3 protein-coding genes and 1 pseudogene are annotated in these 17820 nt (G+C 72.9%); all 4 read left to right on the top strand.

The window, feature by feature from the left end:
* Positions 1 to 170: 170 nt before the first annotated feature.
* Positions 171 to 7604: pseudogene (locus tag ACIGYR_RS28930) on the top strand (amino acid adenylation domain-containing protein); the annotation flags it as partial.
* The gene (locus ACIGYR_RS28925; RefSeq protein WP_399607169.1) at positions 7590 to 7967 is read left to right on the top strand and encodes a phosphopantetheine-binding protein; all 378 of its coding nucleotides are present in this window, start codon (positions 7590 to 7592) and stop codon (positions 7965 to 7967) included. The pseudogene ACIGYR_RS28930 and the gene ACIGYR_RS28925, both read left to right, overlap by 15 nt.
* Positions 7968 to 7975: 8 nt before the next feature.
* Positions 7976 to 17383: an amino acid adenylation domain-containing protein gene (locus ACIGYR_RS28920; protein WP_399607145.1), complete on the top strand. Its 9408-nt coding sequence runs from the start codon at positions 7976 to 7978 to the stop codon at positions 17381 to 17383.
* 46 nt (positions 17384 to 17429) lie between these two features.
* Positions 17430 to 17642: an MbtH family protein gene (locus ACIGYR_RS28915; protein ID WP_113687523.1), complete on the top strand. Its 213-nt coding sequence runs from the start codon at positions 17430 to 17432 to the stop codon at positions 17640 to 17642.
* The last annotated feature ends 178 nt before the right edge of the window (positions 17643 to 17820 follow it).

Here is a 17820-nt window from a genome sequence, read left to right as displayed (position 1 = left end):
CGGACACCGGCCCCGGGCGGTCCGGCGGAGTCGTTTCGGGTGATGGCCAATTCCTTGTCGACCTCTGGCCAACATCTTTCATCCCAGTTGTTCAACCGCATGGGCCGCGACAAGCATCGGCACGGCGAGGGGCCGTTGACCGGGAAACCACTTTTGCTGGGGGCATCTGGATGGGTTGTACCGTCGTCACATCCGCGCAGGAAGCCATGTGGCTCGCGCAGGAATTCACTCCCCACGTACCGAACAACGTGGCGACTGTCTGGGACATCGACGGCGACCTGGACACCGTCCTGCTCGCCGCGGCCCTGCGGGCGGTGGTGGCGGAATCCGACGCGCTCACGGTGAACTTCCGCCGCGACGACGACGGACTGCGGCCGGTCGCCCGGGACCTCGGGGCGTGGGAGCCGTTCCGCCTCGACGTCGGCGACGCCGCCGACCCCGCCGACGCGGCTCGCGCCGTCGTCGCCGATCTCGTGCGCCGGCCCTTCGACCTGACCGAGGACGCGCTGCTGCGGATCGGCTCGATCCGGCTGGGCCCCGGCCGTCACCTGCTCGTGCTCGTCTTCCACCACATCCTCACCGACGCGTTCGGCGTTCTCACCCTGCTGTCCCGGCGGATCGCCGAGATCTACCGCGCGCTGCGCGCCGGCTCCGCGTCGCCGGAGGGCGCCCCGAACCCGCCGGAGGACGCGGCGGCGAAGGACGCCGTCTACCGGGCGTCGGAGCGGTTCGCCGACGCCGAGCGGTTCTGGCGCGACTACCTCGCCGAAGACCTGACCGCCGCCCGTCTGCCCGCCGGTGTCCGTCCGGGCGCCGACGCCCTCACCGGCGAGCCCGGCTACTGGGACGGCCTCACCGCACCGCAGGGGATGGCCACCCGCACCGCGACGGTCCCGGCCGTCGAAGTCGCCGTCTGGGAACGCGCCTCCGCCGCGGCCGGGACCTCGGTGCCCGACCTGATCGCCTCGGCCGCCACCGCGTTTCTGGGGCACATGTGCGGTCTGTCCGAGCCGCTGCTGACCATCACCGTCAATCACCGCGTCGGCGCACTGCGCCGCTCCCTCGGCCTGCTCTCCAACCGGGTGCCGCTGCGCTCGCGGGTGGACCCCGCAGCCGACTTCGTGGAACTGGCCGAGGCGCTCGGCCGGGAGCGGCGCCGTGTCCTGCGGCATGCCCGGCACGACATATCGCTGATCAAACGGGCCACGGGCCACACCGGTGACGTGCGCAGCCCGTTCGGTGCCGTCGTCAACGTGCTCCCCTCCGTCGAAGCACTCGACCTGGCGGGCGCCACAGCCCACTTCGCCGGTGGCACCTTCGGCGTGATCGACGAGGTGATGGTCTGCGTCTACACCGACGGAAGGGCCGGCAGCGATCTGTACGTCCGGTTCGACGCGCCGCGGGCGGAGTACGACGACCAGGACATCGCCGGGCTCGCCGAGCGGTTCGTGACGTTCCTGCGTACGGCCCTGGCCGACCCGCACGCCCCGGTGGGGACCGTCTCCGCGCTGCACCCCGCCGAACGCCACGCGCTGCTCACCGAGTACGCCGGACCCACGGTGACCCCGCCGCCGACGACCCTGACCGAACTGCTGGACCGACAGGCCCGCGCCACCCCGGACGCCGTCGCGGTGACCTTCGAGGACACCCGGGTGACCTACCGGGAACTGGCCGAGCGGTCTGGCCGGCTGGCCCGCCTGCTGACCGAGCGCGGCGCCGGGCCCGAGCGGTTCGTCGCGGTCGCGGTGCCCCGTTCCCCGGAACTGGTCGTCGCCCTGGTCGCGGTCCTCAGGGCGGGCGCCGCCTACGTCCCCGTCGATCCGGACTACCCCCTCGCGCGGGTCGAGTTCATGCTCGCCGACGCCGGGCCCGCGCTGTTGCTGACGGTCAAGGACACCGCGGACCGGCTGCCGCGGACGGATGTCCCCGTGGTCATGGTCGACGACGCCCCGCTCATCGAAGGGCCCGTCATGTCCGCCCCGCACCGTGTCGACCACCCCGCGTACATGATCTACACGTCGGGATCGACCGGACGGCCCAAGGGCGCCGTCGTCACGCATGCCGCGATCGTCAACCGGCTGCTCTGGATGCAGGATCGCTTCCGGCTCGACGGCGCCGACCGGGTCCTGCAGAAGACGTCCGCCTCGTTCGACGTGTCCGTCTGGGAGTTCTTCTGGCCGCTGATCACCGGCGCCACCCTGGTGGTCGCCCGGCCGGACGGGCACCGCGACCCCGACTACCTCGCCGAGGTGATACGGCGGGCCGGCGTCACGACGGCGCACTTCGTCCCGTCGATGCTGGCCGAGTTCGTCACCGAGGAGACGGCTGCCGCGTGCACCGGTCTGCGCCGCGTCGTGTGCAGCGGAGAGGCGCTGCCGGCCGAGCTGGCCGCGCGGTTCCACCGGACCTTCGGCGTGCCGCTGCACAACCTGTACGGGCCGACCGAGACGGCCGTGGACGTCACCGCGTGGCAGTACCGGCCCGGGGCGCGGACGATACCGATCGGCACCCCGATCTGGAACACCGCGCTCTACGTCCTCGACAGCCGGCTGCGACCGCTGCCGCCCGGCGTCTTCGGCGACCTCTACATCGCGGGCGCCGGACTCGCCCGGGGCTACCACGGCCGCCGCGCCATGACCGCGGAGCGCTTCGTGGCCTGCCCGTTCGGGGAACCCGGGCGGCGCATGTACCGGACCGGCGACCTGGCGCGCTGGAACGCCGACGGCGAGCTGGAGTTCGCCGGCCGCGCCGACCACCAGGTGAAGATCCGCGGTTTCCGGGTCGAGCCCCGGGAGATCGAGGACACGCTGACCGACCACCCCGGAGTGCTCGGGGCGGCTGTCGTCGCCCGGCCCGGCCGAGCCGCAGACGGGGCCGCGCAGCTCGTCGCCTACGTCGTCCCGGCCACCTCCGGCGTCAGCGGCGGGACCGGCACCGACTGGGACCTGCACGCCGGTCTGGACATCGCCGAGCTGCGGGGCTTCGTCGCGGCCCGGCTGCCCGCCCACCTGGTGCCCGCCGCCTTCGTCGCGCTGGACCGAATGCCGCTGACCGCGAACGGCAAGCTGGACCGGGCCGGGCTGCCCGAGCCGGAGGTCACCGGCCGTGCCCACCGGCCGCCCCGGACCGGTGACGAGAGCCTCCTGGCCACCGCGTTCGCCGAGGTGCTCGGCCTCAGCCACATCGGGGTCGACGACGACTTCTTCACTCTGGGCGGCGACAGCATCCGGGCGATCCAGGTGGTGGCCCGCGCCCGCGCCGGCGGTCTCGCGCTCAGCCCGCGCACCGTGTTCGAGTGCCGCACCGTCGCCGCGCTCGCGCAGGCCGCGACCCGCGACACCGCACCGGTGGCGCTCGCCGAACTCGAGGGCGGGGGCGTCGGACTGCTGCCGCTGCCCCCCATGGCCCGGCTGTACGCCGAGCATGGCCCCGGCCTGGACCGCCTCGCCCAGTGGCTGGTGCTGGAACTGCCCGCAGCCGTCGACCTCCCCGGCCTCACCGCGGCCCTGCGCGCCGTCCTCGACCGGCACGACGTCCTGCGCTCACGGCTGACGGACGACGGCCTGCTGGTGCAGCCGCCCGGCACTCCGGACGCCGGCGCACTCGTCGACCGGGTCGACTGCCCGGGGGACTGGGACGGCGAGGCGTGGCAGACCCTGCTGCGCGCCGAGGCCGCCGAGGCCGTACGGCACATCGACGCCCGGGCCGGGCAGATGCTCCGGCTGGTCTGGTTCCAGGGGGCCGCGGGCGGCCCCGGGCGGCTGCTGGTCGTGGCCCACCACCTGGTCGTCGACGGCATGTCCTGGCGGGTGCTGCTGCCCGACCTGTCCGCGGCCTGGCGCCAGGTCCAGGAAGGGCGGACCCCCGCGTTGCCGCAGGTAGGCACCTCCCTGCGCCGATGGCTGCACGCCTTGGCCGACGAGGCGGCCCGCCCCGGACGGGTGGCGGAGGTGTCGTTGTGGCGCGACCTGCTCGCGGCCCCCGTCGCACCCGTGGGCTCCCGGCCGCTCGACCCCGGGCGGGACCTCACCTCCACCACGGACACCGTCCGGGTGGAACTCCCGCCCGACCTCACGGGCGCGGTCCTGACCTCCGTCCCCGCGGCCTACCGCAGCGGCGCGGACGACGTCCTGCTCACCGCTCTCGTCCTCGCGCTGGCCCGGGAACGGCGGGGTGTCACCGACGGCACGACGGTCGTACGGCTGGAAGGGCACGGCCGGCAGGAGGAACTGGTGCCGGGCGCGGACCTGTCGCGCACGGCCGGCTGGTTCACCACCGTCACCCCCGTGCGCCTCGACGTCTCGGGGATCGATGTCGACGCCGCGATCGCCGGAGGAGCCGCCGCCGGCGACGCCCTCAAGCGGGTGAAGGAGCAACGGCGCGTCCTGCCCGACCAGGGCATCGGCTACACCCTGCTGCGCTACCTCAACGACGACACCGCGGCGCTGCTGAGCCCGTATCCGGCGCACGACATCGGATTCAACTTCCTGGGCCGCTTCGCCTTCGAACGCCCGGAGCCTGCGCCCGGCCAGGACCCCGCCAGCGGCTCTGGATGGACCCCGGCGCCCGAATGCGCCGAGTTGGTCGCCGCACCGGCCGCGGACATGCCGACGCCCAGCGCGCTCGAACTGAACTCCCTGGTGACCGGCACCGGCGACGACGCGCGCCTCACCGCCCTGTTCACCTTCGCCACCGGAGTGCTGACCTCCGGCGAGGTCCGCGCCCTGGCCGACACCTGGTGCGCCGCCCTGCGCGGCCTGCGAAGCCTCGTCGCGTCCGGCGGGCGGGGACTGACCCCGTCCGACGTCCCGCTGGTCGGCATCCGCCAGGCAGAACTGGACGGCTGGCAACGGCGTTTCGGACGCATCAGCGACGTATGGCCGCTCACGCCGTTGCAGGACGGCCTGCTGTACCACACGATGCTCGCGCAGACCGCGTCCGAGGCGTACCAGACGCAGTTCGTGTTCCGGCTCGAAGGCCCGCTGGACCCGGCGCGCCTGCGGGCCGCGGGCCAGGCCCTGCTCGACCGGCACCCCAACCTGCGGGTCGCGTTCCAGCCGAGCGCCACCGGTGAGCCCGTGCAGGTCGTCGTGGACGACGTCCCGCTGCCCTGGCGGCACCTCGACCTCACCGGCGAGGCGGACGCCGCCACACGGCTGGAGGAGATCCTCGCCGAGGAGCGTGATGCCCGCTTCCGCCCGGACAGCCCGCCGCTGCTGCGCCTGACCCTCGTCACGCTCGGCCACCGGCATGCCGAACTGGCCCTCACCGCTCACCACGTGCTGCTCGACGGCTGGTCGGTGCCGCTCGTCGAGCGCGAGCTGATGGACCTGTACGCGGCCGACGGCCATGACACCGCACCGGCGCGCCCGCACGGCTACCGGGACTTCCTGAGCTGGCTGTCACGGCAGGACACGGCACGCTCCGCCCGTGCGTGGGCTGAGGAACTCAACGGTGTGGCTGAGCCGACCCTGGTGGCGCCCACGACGCCCGGGGCCCGGCCGGCCGGCAGCGGCAGCGGGCAGATCGACGTGCCGCTCACCGGTGAGGACACCACCAGGTTGGCGCGCCGGGCCGCGGAGTGGGGCGTCACCGCCAACACCCTGGTGCAGGGTGCGTGGGCCGTGGTGCTCGCGCAGCTCACCGGCCGCGAGGAGGTGCTGTTCGGCGCCACGGTCGCGGGACGGCCCTCCGGGCTGCCGGGCGCGGACACCATGATCGGCCTCTTCATCAACACGGTGCCCGTGCGGGTGCGTTGTACGCCGGCCGACCCGGTCCCGGAGGTGCTCGGCCGGCTCCAGGACGCCCAGGCGAGACTGCTGGACCATCACCATCTGGGGCTCGCCGACATCCAGCGGGCGACCGGGTTGAACGCGCTGTTCGACACGCTGGTGGTGTTCGAGTCGTTCCCCGTCGACCGGTCCGGCCACTCCGCGGCGGGCGCGTCGGCGCAGCCGGTGGTGACCGGTATCCGCCCGTACGCCCCACCGCACTACCCGCTGACCGTGATCGCGGCGGCCGACCCGCTGTTGCGGATCTCCTTCCAGTACCGGCGCAACGTCTTCGAGCGGACCGCCGTGGAGGCGCTCGCCGACCGGCTGGTGCGGGTGCTGCGGCAGTTCGCCGCCGGTTCGCGGACCACCGTCGGCGCGCTCGACGTGCTGTCCGACGCCGAGCGCGAACAGGTGCTGCACAGCTGGAACGACACCACGGTCCCGCCCCCCGAGCGGACCGTCCCCGACCTTGTCGCGGCGCGGGCGGCGGTGACTCCGGACACGGTCTGTGTCGAGTTCCGCGGGCACCGGCTGACCTACCGGGAGCTGGACGAGCGGGCCGGCCGGCTGGCGCACTGGCTGGCCGCGCAGGGTGTGGGCCCGGAGTCCCGGGTCGTGGTGCTGCTGCCCCGCTCGGCCGACCTGGTGGTGGCCCTGCTGGCCGTATGGAAGGCCGGCGGCACGTATGTGCCGGTGGACCCGGAGTATCCGGCCGCCCGGGTGCGGGCCGTGGTCGAGGACAGCGCACCGGTGCTGGTCCTCGACGAGGAGCGGCTGGCCGGGGTGGATCTGTCCGACGGCTCCGCCCACCCTGTCCACGGCCCGCGCGTCCCGGTCGGCGCCGACCACGCCGCCTACGTCATCTACACCTCCGGCTCCACCGGGACGCCCAAGGGTGTGGTGGTCCGGCACGGCGCGCTGGCGATCCTGCTGACCGGTATGCGGGACCGATTCACCTTGACGCCGGACGACCGGCTGCTGGCCTGCGCCACCGTCGCGTTCGACATCGCCGCGCTGGAACTCTTCCTGCCGCTGCTCGCCGGCGGCCGGGTGGTACTGGCCGGCAAGGACGACATCACCCAGCCGACGGCACTGCTCGACCTGGTCGAACGGTCCGGCGTCACCGTCATGCAGGCCACCCCGGCGCTCTGGCAGAGCCTGGTCACCCACGCTCCGGCCTGTCTGACCGGGCTGCGGGTGATCTCCACCGGCGAGGCCCTGCCCCTGGCGCTCGCCGAAACCCTCTGCCGGCACGCCGCCGAGGTCACCAACCTCTACGGCCCGACCGAGACCACCGTCTACGCCACCGCCGCCCGTCTGCTCCCCGGCCACTCCGGCATGCCTCCCTCCGTCGGCGCCCCCGTCGCCGGCACCCGCGTCCTCGTACTGGACCACGCGCTGCGCCCGGTGCCGCCCGGCGCTGCCGGTGACCTCTGGATCGCCGGCGAGGGCCTGGCCCGCGGCTACCACGACAGGCCGGGCATGACCGCAGAGCGGTTCGTCGCCTGCCCGTTCGGGCCACCGGGCGCGCGGATGTACCGCAGCGGGGATCTCGCCCGCTGGACGGTCACGGGTGAGGTGGAGTACCTCGGCCGCTCCGACCACCAGATCAAGCTGCGCGGCTTCCGGATCGAGCCCGCCGAGGTCGAGCACACCCTGACCCGCCACCCCGCGGTCCGCCGGGCGGTCGTCATCGCCCGCGAGGACCGGCCGGGCGACCGCCGCCTGGTGGCGTACGTGGTGCCGGAGACCGGCGCCGAGCCGCCCACCACGGAACTCCTGCGGGAGGCGGTCGGAGAGCGGCTGCCGGCCTACATGATCCCGGCCGCGTTCGTGACTCTCGCGGAACTACCCCTGACGCCCAACGGCAAGCTCGACCGTTCCGCCCTGCCCCGCCCGGAGTTCGGCGGGGACGAGTACCGGGCTCCGCGGTCGCCCCGGGAGCGGACGCTGTGCGCGCTGTTCGCCGAGATCCTGGGCGCCGAACGGATCGGTCTCGACGATGACTTCTTCGTCCTGGGCGGCCATTCACTGATGGCCACCCGGCTGGCGGCCCGGGTGCGCGCCGAAATGGGCGTGGAAATCCCGATGCGCATCCTGTTCACCGCCCCGACCGTCGCCGAACTGACCGCCCGCTGGGACGAGATGTCGGCCTCCACCCGAAAGCCGCTGCGGAGAATGACCGAAAGGTAGGAAACACCATGATCCCCCTGTCGTACGCGCAGCGGCGAATGTGGTTCATCAACCGCTTCGAAGGCCCTTCCTCCACCTACAACATCCCGCTTCTCCTGCGCTGCCACGGTCCGCTCGACACGGTCGCGCTGCGGGCGGCGTTTCGCGATGTGATGATTCGCCACGAGGTCCTGCGCACGGTCTTCGCGGAGACCGACGGCCAGCCGTACCAGCGTGTTCTCGACCCTGCCGAGATCGAACTGCCCTGGCAGGACTGGGGTCGGGTGGCCCCCGACCGGGTGCCCGGCGTGGTGGCGTCGGTGAGCGGCAGCTGGATCGACCTGTCGACGGACGTGCCGCTGCGCGGCTGCGTCCTCCAGAGCGGCGACGAGGAATTCCTGGTCGTGCTGGTGATCCACCACATCGCCGGCGACGGCGGCTCGCTGGCACCGCTGGCACGTGACGTGTCGACGGCCTACCGGGCCCGGGTGACCGGCACGGCACCGGACTGGCCCGAACTGCCCGTGCAGTACTCGGACTACGCGCTGTGGCAGCAGGAAATGCTGGGCGACGAAAAGGATCCGGACAGCGTCGTCTCGATGCAGAGCGCCTATTGGCGCGAGGAACTGGCGGGTGTGTCCAAGCCTCTTCCCCTGCCCCTGGACCGGCCCCGTCCCGAGGTGGCGAGTTTCCGGGGCGGATCGGTTCCGGTCGGGTTGTCCGCCGAACTGCGCGCCGAGATCGAAAAGTTGGCGCAAACCCATGGCGTCACGGCGGCGATAGTGCTCCAGGCCGCCTTGGTGGTGTTGTTGCATCGGCTGGGAGGAGGCAAGGATGTGACCGTCGGCTCGCCGATCGCGGGCCGCACGGAGGAGGCACTGAGTGAACTGGTGGGCTTCTTTGTCAATACCTGGACGCTGCGCGTGCAGGTGATCGCGGACCGGCCTTTCGAGTGGGTACTGGAGCAGGTACGGAAGAAGGCGCTAGCCGCCTACGATCATCAGGATGTGCCGTTCGAGCGGCTCGTGGAGCTGTTGCGGCCGGAACGGTCGACCGCGCACCACCCCCTGTTCCAGGTCGTGCTGGCATGGCAGAACAACACCCCACCGCACCTGGACCTGCCAGGTCTCACCGTGACGATGGAACCGCTGCCCACCGGCAGCGCGAAGTTCGACCTGTTCTTCAACCTGGCGCCGGACGAGTCCACCGGTTCCGTCGTCGGTGAGATCGAGTACGCCACCGACCTCTTCGACCGCTCCACGGTGGAGGAGATCGCGGCGCGGTTCGTGGCCGTTGTCGAGGAGGCCGTGGCCGACCCGAGGACCACCGTCGGCGCAGCGGCCGAGGCCGAGCCCGGTCGGACCGGCGCCACTCTCGACGCCGCCGAACGCCGGAAGATCCTCGTCGAGTGGAACGACACCGCCCGCCCGGTCCACTGCCCGGGACCGGTCCACCTGCTCTTCGAGGACCAGGCCGCGCGGCGCCCGGACGCCACCGCCCTGCGCTGGGCCGGCGGCACCATGACCTACGGCGAGTTGAACCGGTGGGCGAACCGCGTCGCCTGGGACCTCAAGGAACGCGGCGTCGGCCCGGAGACCGTCGTCGGCGTCGGTGTCCCCCGGGGCTCGGCCATGATCGCCGCCGTCCTGGGCGTGCTCAAGGCGGGCGGCGCCTATCTGCCGCTCGAACCGGCGCTGCCCGCCGACCGCGTGGCCGGCATGCTCGCCGACGCCGGATGCTCCCTCGTGCTGTCCACGCCGGACACCGAACGCTGGGCCCTGCCGGACGGAGTCCGACTCGTCGAACTCACCGACGCCCGGTCGTCCGGCCCCGACCACGATCCGGAACTGGCCGCGGGCCCGGACAACACGGCGTACATCATCTTCACCTCCGGCAGCACCGGGAAGCCGAAGGGCGTCGCGGTCACCCACCGTCCGGTGCACAACCTGCTCGACTGGTGCTACCGCACCTTCGCGTTCGGCCCCGACGACGTCGTCCTGTGCGTCACCTCGCTCGGCTTCGACCTCTCCGTCTTCGACATCTTCGGCCTGCTCGGCTGCGGCGGCGGCGTCTACATCGCGGACGCCGTCCAGCAGCGCGATCCGCAGCTGCTCCTGGACGTCCTGCTCACGGAACCGATCACCTTCTGGGACTCGGTGCCCACCACCCTCAACCAGGTCGCCTCCCTGCTCACGGGGGACGGCGGGTACGAGGGCACCGACGACCTGCGCCTGGTGTTCCTCTCCGGCGACTACACCCCGCTGTCGCTGCCCGACGAGGTCCGCCGGGTGTTCACCGGCGCGGAGATCGTCAGCCTCGGCGGCGCCACCGAGGCGACGGTGTGGTCCAACTACTTCCGGGTCCGGGAGATCGACCCGGCCTGGCGCAGCATCCCCTACGGCCGTCCCATCGACAACGCCCGCTACTACGTGCTCGACGAGAACATGGAGCCGTGCCCTGTCGGCGTCGAGGGCGACCTGTACATCGGCGGGGACTGCCTCTGCGTCGGCTACGTCAACCGGCCCGAGCTGACCGCGGAACGTTTCGTCCGCGACCCGTTCAGTGCGCGTGAGGGCGACAGGCTGTACCGCACCGGAGACCGCGCCAGCTTCTTCCCGGACGGCACCATCTGCTTCCTCGGCCGCGCCGACAACCAGGTCAAGCTGCGTGGGTTCCGCGTCGAGCCCGGCGAGATCGAGCACACCCTGGTCCGGCACCCGGCCGTCCGCCAGGCCATCGTGACCGCCCGCGAGGACCGGCCCGGCGACCTGCGGCTGGTCGCCTACGTCGTCCCGGACACCAGCGCCCTGCGGCCCGCCGGCGGCACCGACGAACAGGTGGGGGAGTGGCAGGAGGTCTACGACCAGGCATACTCCCACGACGGCGGACACGGACTCGGTGAGGACTTCACCGGCTGGAACAGCTCCTCCACAGGTGAGCCGATCCCGCTCGACGAGATGCGGGCCTGGCGCGACGCCGCCGTGGAGCGCGTCCTGTGCTGGTCGCCCGAGCGCGTCCTCGAACTCGGCGTCGGCACCGGACTCCTTCTCGCGCACATCGCCGGCCGGGTGCAGGAGTACTGGGCCACCGACTTCTCCCAGGCCGTGATCGACCGGCTCAGCGACCAGGTGACCCGGGCCGGCCTGGCCGACCGGGTCCGGCTGCGCCGCCAGGCCGCCGACGACCTCGCCGGACTGCCCCGGGGCGGATTCGACACCGTGGTGCTCAACTCGGTCGTGCAGTACTTCCCCGACGAGCGCTACCTCGCCCGGGTCCTGGACGGTGCCTGGGAACTGCTCGCGCCGGGCGGCCGGATCGTCCTCGGCGACATCCGGCGGGCGTCCTCCCTGCGCGCGCTCCAGACGGGCGTCCAGCGGGCGAAGCACCCCGATGCGGCACCGGACGTACTGCGCACCACGGTCGACCAGGCCGTCCTGCTGGAGAAGGAACTGGTGGTCGACCCCGAGTGGTTCCTGCGCTGGGCACACCGGGCCGGGGCGGCCGGCGCCGACATCCGCGCCAAGAACGGCGTCCACCACAACGAGCTGACCCGGCACCGCTACGAGGTCGTGCTGCACAAGCCGGGCACGGCTCCGGCGGACGCCCCGCGCCGGCTCGACGGAGTCCCCACCCTGACCTGGGAAGGCGACCTCGGCCGGCTCGCCGACCGGGTACGTGACCGGTCCGAGCCGGCGGTGCGGATCACCGGAATCCCCAACGCCCGCCTCACCGAGGAGGCCGCGGCGGCCCGCGCCCTCGGCCTCGACGACTCCGCCGCGCCCGAGCAGCCGCCGCTCGACCCCGCCGAGATCCGCGCCTGGGCCGCCCGGCACGGCTGGGACGCGGTGCCGACCTGGTCGGCCGACGCGGTCGACCTGCTCGACGTCGTCGTGCTGCGCGACGGCCCGGCGGCCGGCACCACCCTCACCGGCACGTACCTGCCGGCCACCGACGGACGCGCCCCGGCGAACGACCCCGCGGCCGCCGCCGCCGTCACGGCGCTGCTGCCCGACCTGCGCGGCCATCTGCGGGAGACCCTGCCCGAGTACATGATCCCGGCCGCCATCGTGCCCATCGCCGCCGTGCCGCTGACCGACAACGGCAAGCCCGACCGGCGCGCCCTGCCCGTGCCCGACTACACGGCCGGTGGCGGCCGGCCCCCCGCCACACCGGAGGAGGAGTCGCTGTGCGCGCTGTTCGCCGCGGTCCTCGGTCTCGACCGGGTCGGCGTGGACGACAACTTCTTCACCGTCGGCGGCCACTCGCTGCTGGCCACCCGGCTGGTCAGCCGCATCCGTGACCAGCACGGCGTGGAGATCCCCATCAGGGTCGTCTTCCAGTCGCCCACCGTCGCCGAACTGGCGGCCCACCTGACCACCCTGAGCGACGTCCGCCCGCCGCTGCTGCCCCGCGCCCGGCCCGAACGGCTGCCGCTCTCCTACGCCCAGCAACGGCTGTGGTTCATCCACCGCTTCGAGGGACCCTCGGCGACCTACAACGTCAACCTGGCCCTGCGGATGCGCGGCGAACTCGACGCGGCGGCCCTGCGCCGCGCCGTGCACGACGTCGTCGTGCGGCACGAATCGCTGCGCACCGTCTTCGGCGAGGCGGACGGACAGGCGTACCAGCGGATCGTCGAACCGGCCGTGGTCGAGGTCCCCTGGGAGGAACGCGCGGTCACCGAGGCCGAGCTGCCCGGCGCCCTGCGCGAGGCGGCGCGCCGCCCGTTCGACCTGGCGGCCGAGATCCCCTTCCGCTCCTGGCTGCTGCGCACCGGCGAGCGCGAGGCGGTGTTCCTGATCGGCGCGCACCACATCGCCGCCGACGGCTGGTCCGCCCTTCCGCTCGCCCAGGACCTCGCCACCGCGTACGAGGCCCGCCGCGCGGGCCGGGCGCCCGAGTGGGAACCGCTTCCCGTGCAGTACGCCGACTACACGCTCTGGCAGCGCGAACTGCTGGGCGACAGCGAGACCCCGGGCAGCCTCTACCGGCGGCAGCTGGACTACTGGACCACCCAGCTGGCCGGCCTGCCCGAGACCGTCACGCCGCCCACCGACCGGCCGCGGCCCGCCGTCGCGTCGTACGCGGGCGATCTGGTGCCGTTCGGCCTCGACGCCCAGCTCACCGACGGCGTGCGCAGGCTGGCCCGGGAGACCGGCGCCACGGTGTCCATGGTGCTCCAGGCGGCCCTCGCCGCGCTGCTCACCAGGCTCGGCGCGGGCACGGACGTGCCGATCGGCTCGCCCATCGCCGGACGCACCGACGAGGTGCTGGGCCGGCTGGTCGGGTTCTTCGTCAACACGTGGGTGCTGCGCGCGGACACCTCGGGCGATCCCTCCTTCGCCGAGCTCGTCGGCCGGGTCCGCGAGAGCAGCCTCGCCGCCTACGACCACCAGGACATCCCCTTCGAGCACCTGGTCGAGAAGCTCAACCCGGTCCGCTCGCCCGCCCACCACCCGCTGTTCCAGGTGTGCCTGGCGCTCCAGAACAACGCGCGGCCGGAGTTCCACCTGGCGGGCCTGACCGTGACCGAGGAGCCGTTCTCCCCGGGTACCTCGCGCTTCGACCTGTTCATCAGCGTCACCGAACGGGACGAGGACGGCGCACCGGCCCGCATCGAGGGCTTCGCGGAGTACGCCACCGAGCTGTTCGACGCCGGGACGGTCGGCACGCTCCTCGACCGCTGGCTGCACCTGCTGCGCCAGGTGGTCGCCGCGCCGGAGATGCCCATCGGATCCGTCGGGGTCCTGGCCGAGCACGAGCGCACGGCGCTCAGCGGCTGGGGCGGCCGGGGCCGGGACGCCCGGTTCGACGCCGGCACCCTCCACGAGCGGTTCGCCGCCACGGCCGCGGCGACCCCGGACGCGACCGCGCTGGTCTCCGCGGACGGCACGCTCACCTGGACCTACGCCGAACTGGACCGCTGGGCCAACCGCCTCGCGCACCACTTCCGGGCCCGCGGCGCCCGCCCGACCAGCCGTGTCGCGCTCGTGCTGGAGCGCTCGCCGATGCTGGTCGCAGCCGTCCTCGGTGTCCTCAAAGCCGGTGCCGCCTACGCGCCGGTCGACCCGACCTACCCGCCCGAGCGCATCGACTTCCTGCTCGCGGACCTTGATCCGGCGGTCACCGTGGACGAGGGACTCGCCGAGGAGGACCTCGACGGGCTGCCCGACTCGCCGCCCGAGGTGGAGGGTGTCGGCGAGCACGCCGTCGCCTACGTGATGTACACCTCGGGTTCCACCGGCCGCCCCAAGGGCGTGGAGGTGACCCATCGGAACGTCGTCGACCTCGCGCTCGACGACTGCTTCGGCACCGGCGCCCATCGCCGCGTCCTCGTCCACTCGCCGCACACCTTCGACGCGTCGACGTACGAGATGTGGGTGCCACTGCTCGGCGGCGGCACGGCCGTGGTGGCCCGCGCCGGCCGGCCGGACACCGCGGAACTCGCCCGGGTGATCACCGAGCGGGAGGTGACGGCGCTGTGGTTGACCGCCGGACTGTTCGCCGTGATGGCCGAACAGCACGCCGAGTGTTTCAGCGCCGTCCAGGAGGTGTGGGCCGGCGGGGACGTCCTGTCGCCGACCGCCGTCCGCGCGATCCTCGACGCCTGTCCCGGCGTCACCGTGGTCAACGGCTACGGCCCGACCGAGACCACCACGTTCGCCTCCCGGCACCGGATGGCCTCCGCGGCGGAGTGCACCGATCCGCTGCCCATCGGCACCCCGATGGACGGCAGCCGGCTCCTCGTCCTGGACGACCGGCTGCGGCCGGTGCCGCCCGGCGTGGTGGGCGAGCTGTACATCGGCGGCGACGGCGTGGCGCGCGGTTACGCGGGCCGCCCGGGCCTGACCGCCACCCGGTTCGTGCCCGACCCGTCCGCACGGCCCGGAGCGCGCGTGTACCGTACCGGCGACCTGGTGCGCTGGGACACAGCCGGTCGCCTTCAGTACGTCAGCCGCAGCGACGACCAGCTCAAGCTGCGCGGCTTCCGCGTCGAGCCGGGCGAGCTGGAGGCGGTGCTGCGCGAACAGGACGGCGTGGCGAACGCGGTGGTCGCCGTGCGCCGGGACCGGCTCGGCGAACGCCGCATGGTCGCCTACGTGGTGCCCGACGGCTCCGCGTCCACCAGCCGTGACGCTGCCGAACAGGTCGGTGAGTGGCGCGAGATCTACGACACCATGTACGGCGGGACAGAGGTCGGCACCGACACGGTCGGCGAGGACTTCACCGGCTGGAACAGCTCCTACACCGGCCGCCCCATCCCGCTGCCGGAGATGCGGTCCTGGCGTGAGGCCGTGCTGCGGCGGGTGCGGTCCCAGCGCCCGCGTCGGGTGTTGGAGATCGGCGTCGGCTCCGGCCTGCTGCTCGGGCCGCTCGCACCGGAGGCCGAGGAGTACTGGGGCACCGACTTCTCGGCGCCCGTCATCGAACGACTGCGCGCCCAGACCAGCGCCGACCGGCGGCTGTCGGACAAGGTGACCCTGCGCTGCCAGCCCGCCGACGACGCCGACGGCCTGCCCGCCGGGTACTTCGACACGGTGATCCTCAACTCGGTCGTGCAGTACTTCCCGGACGCCGGCTACCTCACCCGGGTGCTCGATCTCGCGATGGACCGGCTCGCACCCGGCGGACGCGTCGTGCTCGGCGACGTCCGCAACCACCGCACCCTGCGCACGTTCGCCGCCGCGGTGCACCGCTGCCGGCAGCCCGCCGACGGCCCGGCCGCCGTGCAGGCCGCCGTCGAACGCGCGGTGCTCGCCGAGAAGGAACTCGTCGTCGACCCGGGCTTCTTCACCCGCTGGGCCGAGGCCCGGCCGGACGCCGTCGCCGCCGACATCCGCCTCAAGCAGGGCGACCACCACAACGAGCTGACCCGCCACCGCTACGAGGTCGTGCTGCACAAGGCGCCGGCGAAGCCGCTGGACCTCGGCGACCTGCCCGAGGCGGTCTGGGCGGCGGAGGTCCGCGAACTGGCCGACCTGGAGACCGCGCTGGCTCGGCACGGCGGCCGGCTCCGCCTGACCCGCGTCCCCAACGCCCGCCTGGCCGGCGAGGCCGCCGAGTGGGGCGCCCCCGCCGAACTGGGCGGCACCCTCGACCCCGCCGAACTGGAGGCATGGGGGGCCGAGCGCGGGCTCGCGGTGTACTGCACCTGGTCGGCCCAGGCGGGTGACTGCTTCGAGGCGGCCGTCCTGCCCGACATCGACGCCGTCTGCTGCGACGGCCTCTACCGGCCCGCCGGCGCCCCCTCGGCACGGCTGGCGAACGTCCCCGCGGTCTCCCGCCGCGCCTCCCGGCTGCCCTCCCTGCTGCGCGAGCGGCTCGTCGGCCGGCTCCCGGAGTTCATGATGCCCGCCGAGATCGTCGTCCTGGACCGGCTGCCGCTCACCGAGAACGGCAAGGTGGACCGGGCCGCGCTCCCCGAGCCGGACCCGGTCGGCGGGGAACACCGGGCCCCGCGCACCCCGCGCGAGGAGGAACTCGCCGCGCTCTTCGCCGAGGTGCTGGGTCTGGACCGGATCGGCATCGACGACGACTTCTTCGCGTTCGGTGGCCACTCCCTGCGGCTGACGCGTCTGGTCTGGCGGATCCACGAGAAGCTGGGCGTGGACGTCCCGATCCGCACGGTGTTCCAGTATCCGACCGTCGCCGCACTGGCGGCACAGCTGTCCGCCGATGTCGAGGCCGACTTCGAGGACCCGTTCGCCGTTCTGCTGCCGATCCGCACCGAGGGGCAACGGCCACCTCTGTGGTGGCTGCACCCGGGTGGCGGGCTGAGCTGGCCCTACCTGGGTTTCGCCCGCCATGTGGAGCCGTCCTGGCCGCTGTACGGCATCCAGGCACGCGGCTTCGACGGGACCACTCCGCCGGCCGGCTCCATCGAAGAGATGGTCGAGGACTATCTCGGGCAGGTGCTCCGGGTCCAGCCGAGCGGCCCCTACCACCTGCTGGGCTGGTCCTTCGGTGGCACCCTCGCGCACGCCATGGCGGCCGAACTCCAGCGCCGCGGACACGAGGTGGCACTCCTGGCGCTGCTGGACGCCGCGCCCTCCAGCCACTTCGCCGACCTGGAAGCGCTGGACGAGGCCATGGTCCGCCGCTACCTCGCCAACTACATGGGACACCTGGCGGGGATGGAGGAGTACCCGTCGCTGGTCACCACCGCCTCGTCGATCTTCATCGGACAGATGGAGCAGATGCGGCGGTTCACCTCACCGCGGTACCGCGGTGACGTCGTCTTCTTCAACGCACTCCTCGACCCGGAGACCCACGACAAGCGGGAACTGGACGAGGAACTGGACGTGCTGTGGAAGGAGCACGTCGACGGTCGTGTGCAGCGCATCGACATCGCCTGCGCTCACAACGAGATGTACTGGCCGCGGAACGCGGCTGAGATCAGCCGCGCCATCAACCGGATTCTGCGGGCAGCGCAGTGACCCTGTTCCAACCCCCCATTGAGGGAACGAGATCTGGAGGACACAGGTGAGCACCAATCCGTTCGACGACGAGAACGGCCAGTTCCATGTGCTGGTCAACGACGAGGACCAGCATTCCCTCTGGCCGGCCTTCGCCGAGGTTCCCGCCGGATGGCGCAGCGTCTTCGGCCCCGCCGGAAGAGCGGAGAGCGTCGCCTACGTGGAGGAGCACTGGACCGACATGCGGCCGCGCAGTCTCCGGGAAGCGATGAACGGCTAGGGCCGTGCAGTGAGTCGCGGCTCCGGATGCTGACCTGAAAAACCCGGCGCCACTGCGGGTCGAGGCCGTGGCAACCGCACCGAACCACCACGGCCTGCGGCTCGTTACGCCTGCTTGACTGACGTGAGAACGCCGTCGGCCGGCGATGACAGTGACCATCCATTTGCGTCGACGGGGA

The organism is Streptomyces sp. NPDC053076, assembly GCF_044546845.1.
Taxonomy (GTDB): Bacteria; Actinomycetota; Actinomycetes; order Streptomycetales; family Streptomycetaceae; genus Streptomyces.
The sequence above is the reverse complement of the archived record's forward strand: the minus strand, read 5'-3'. Positions and strand labels throughout refer to the sequence as shown.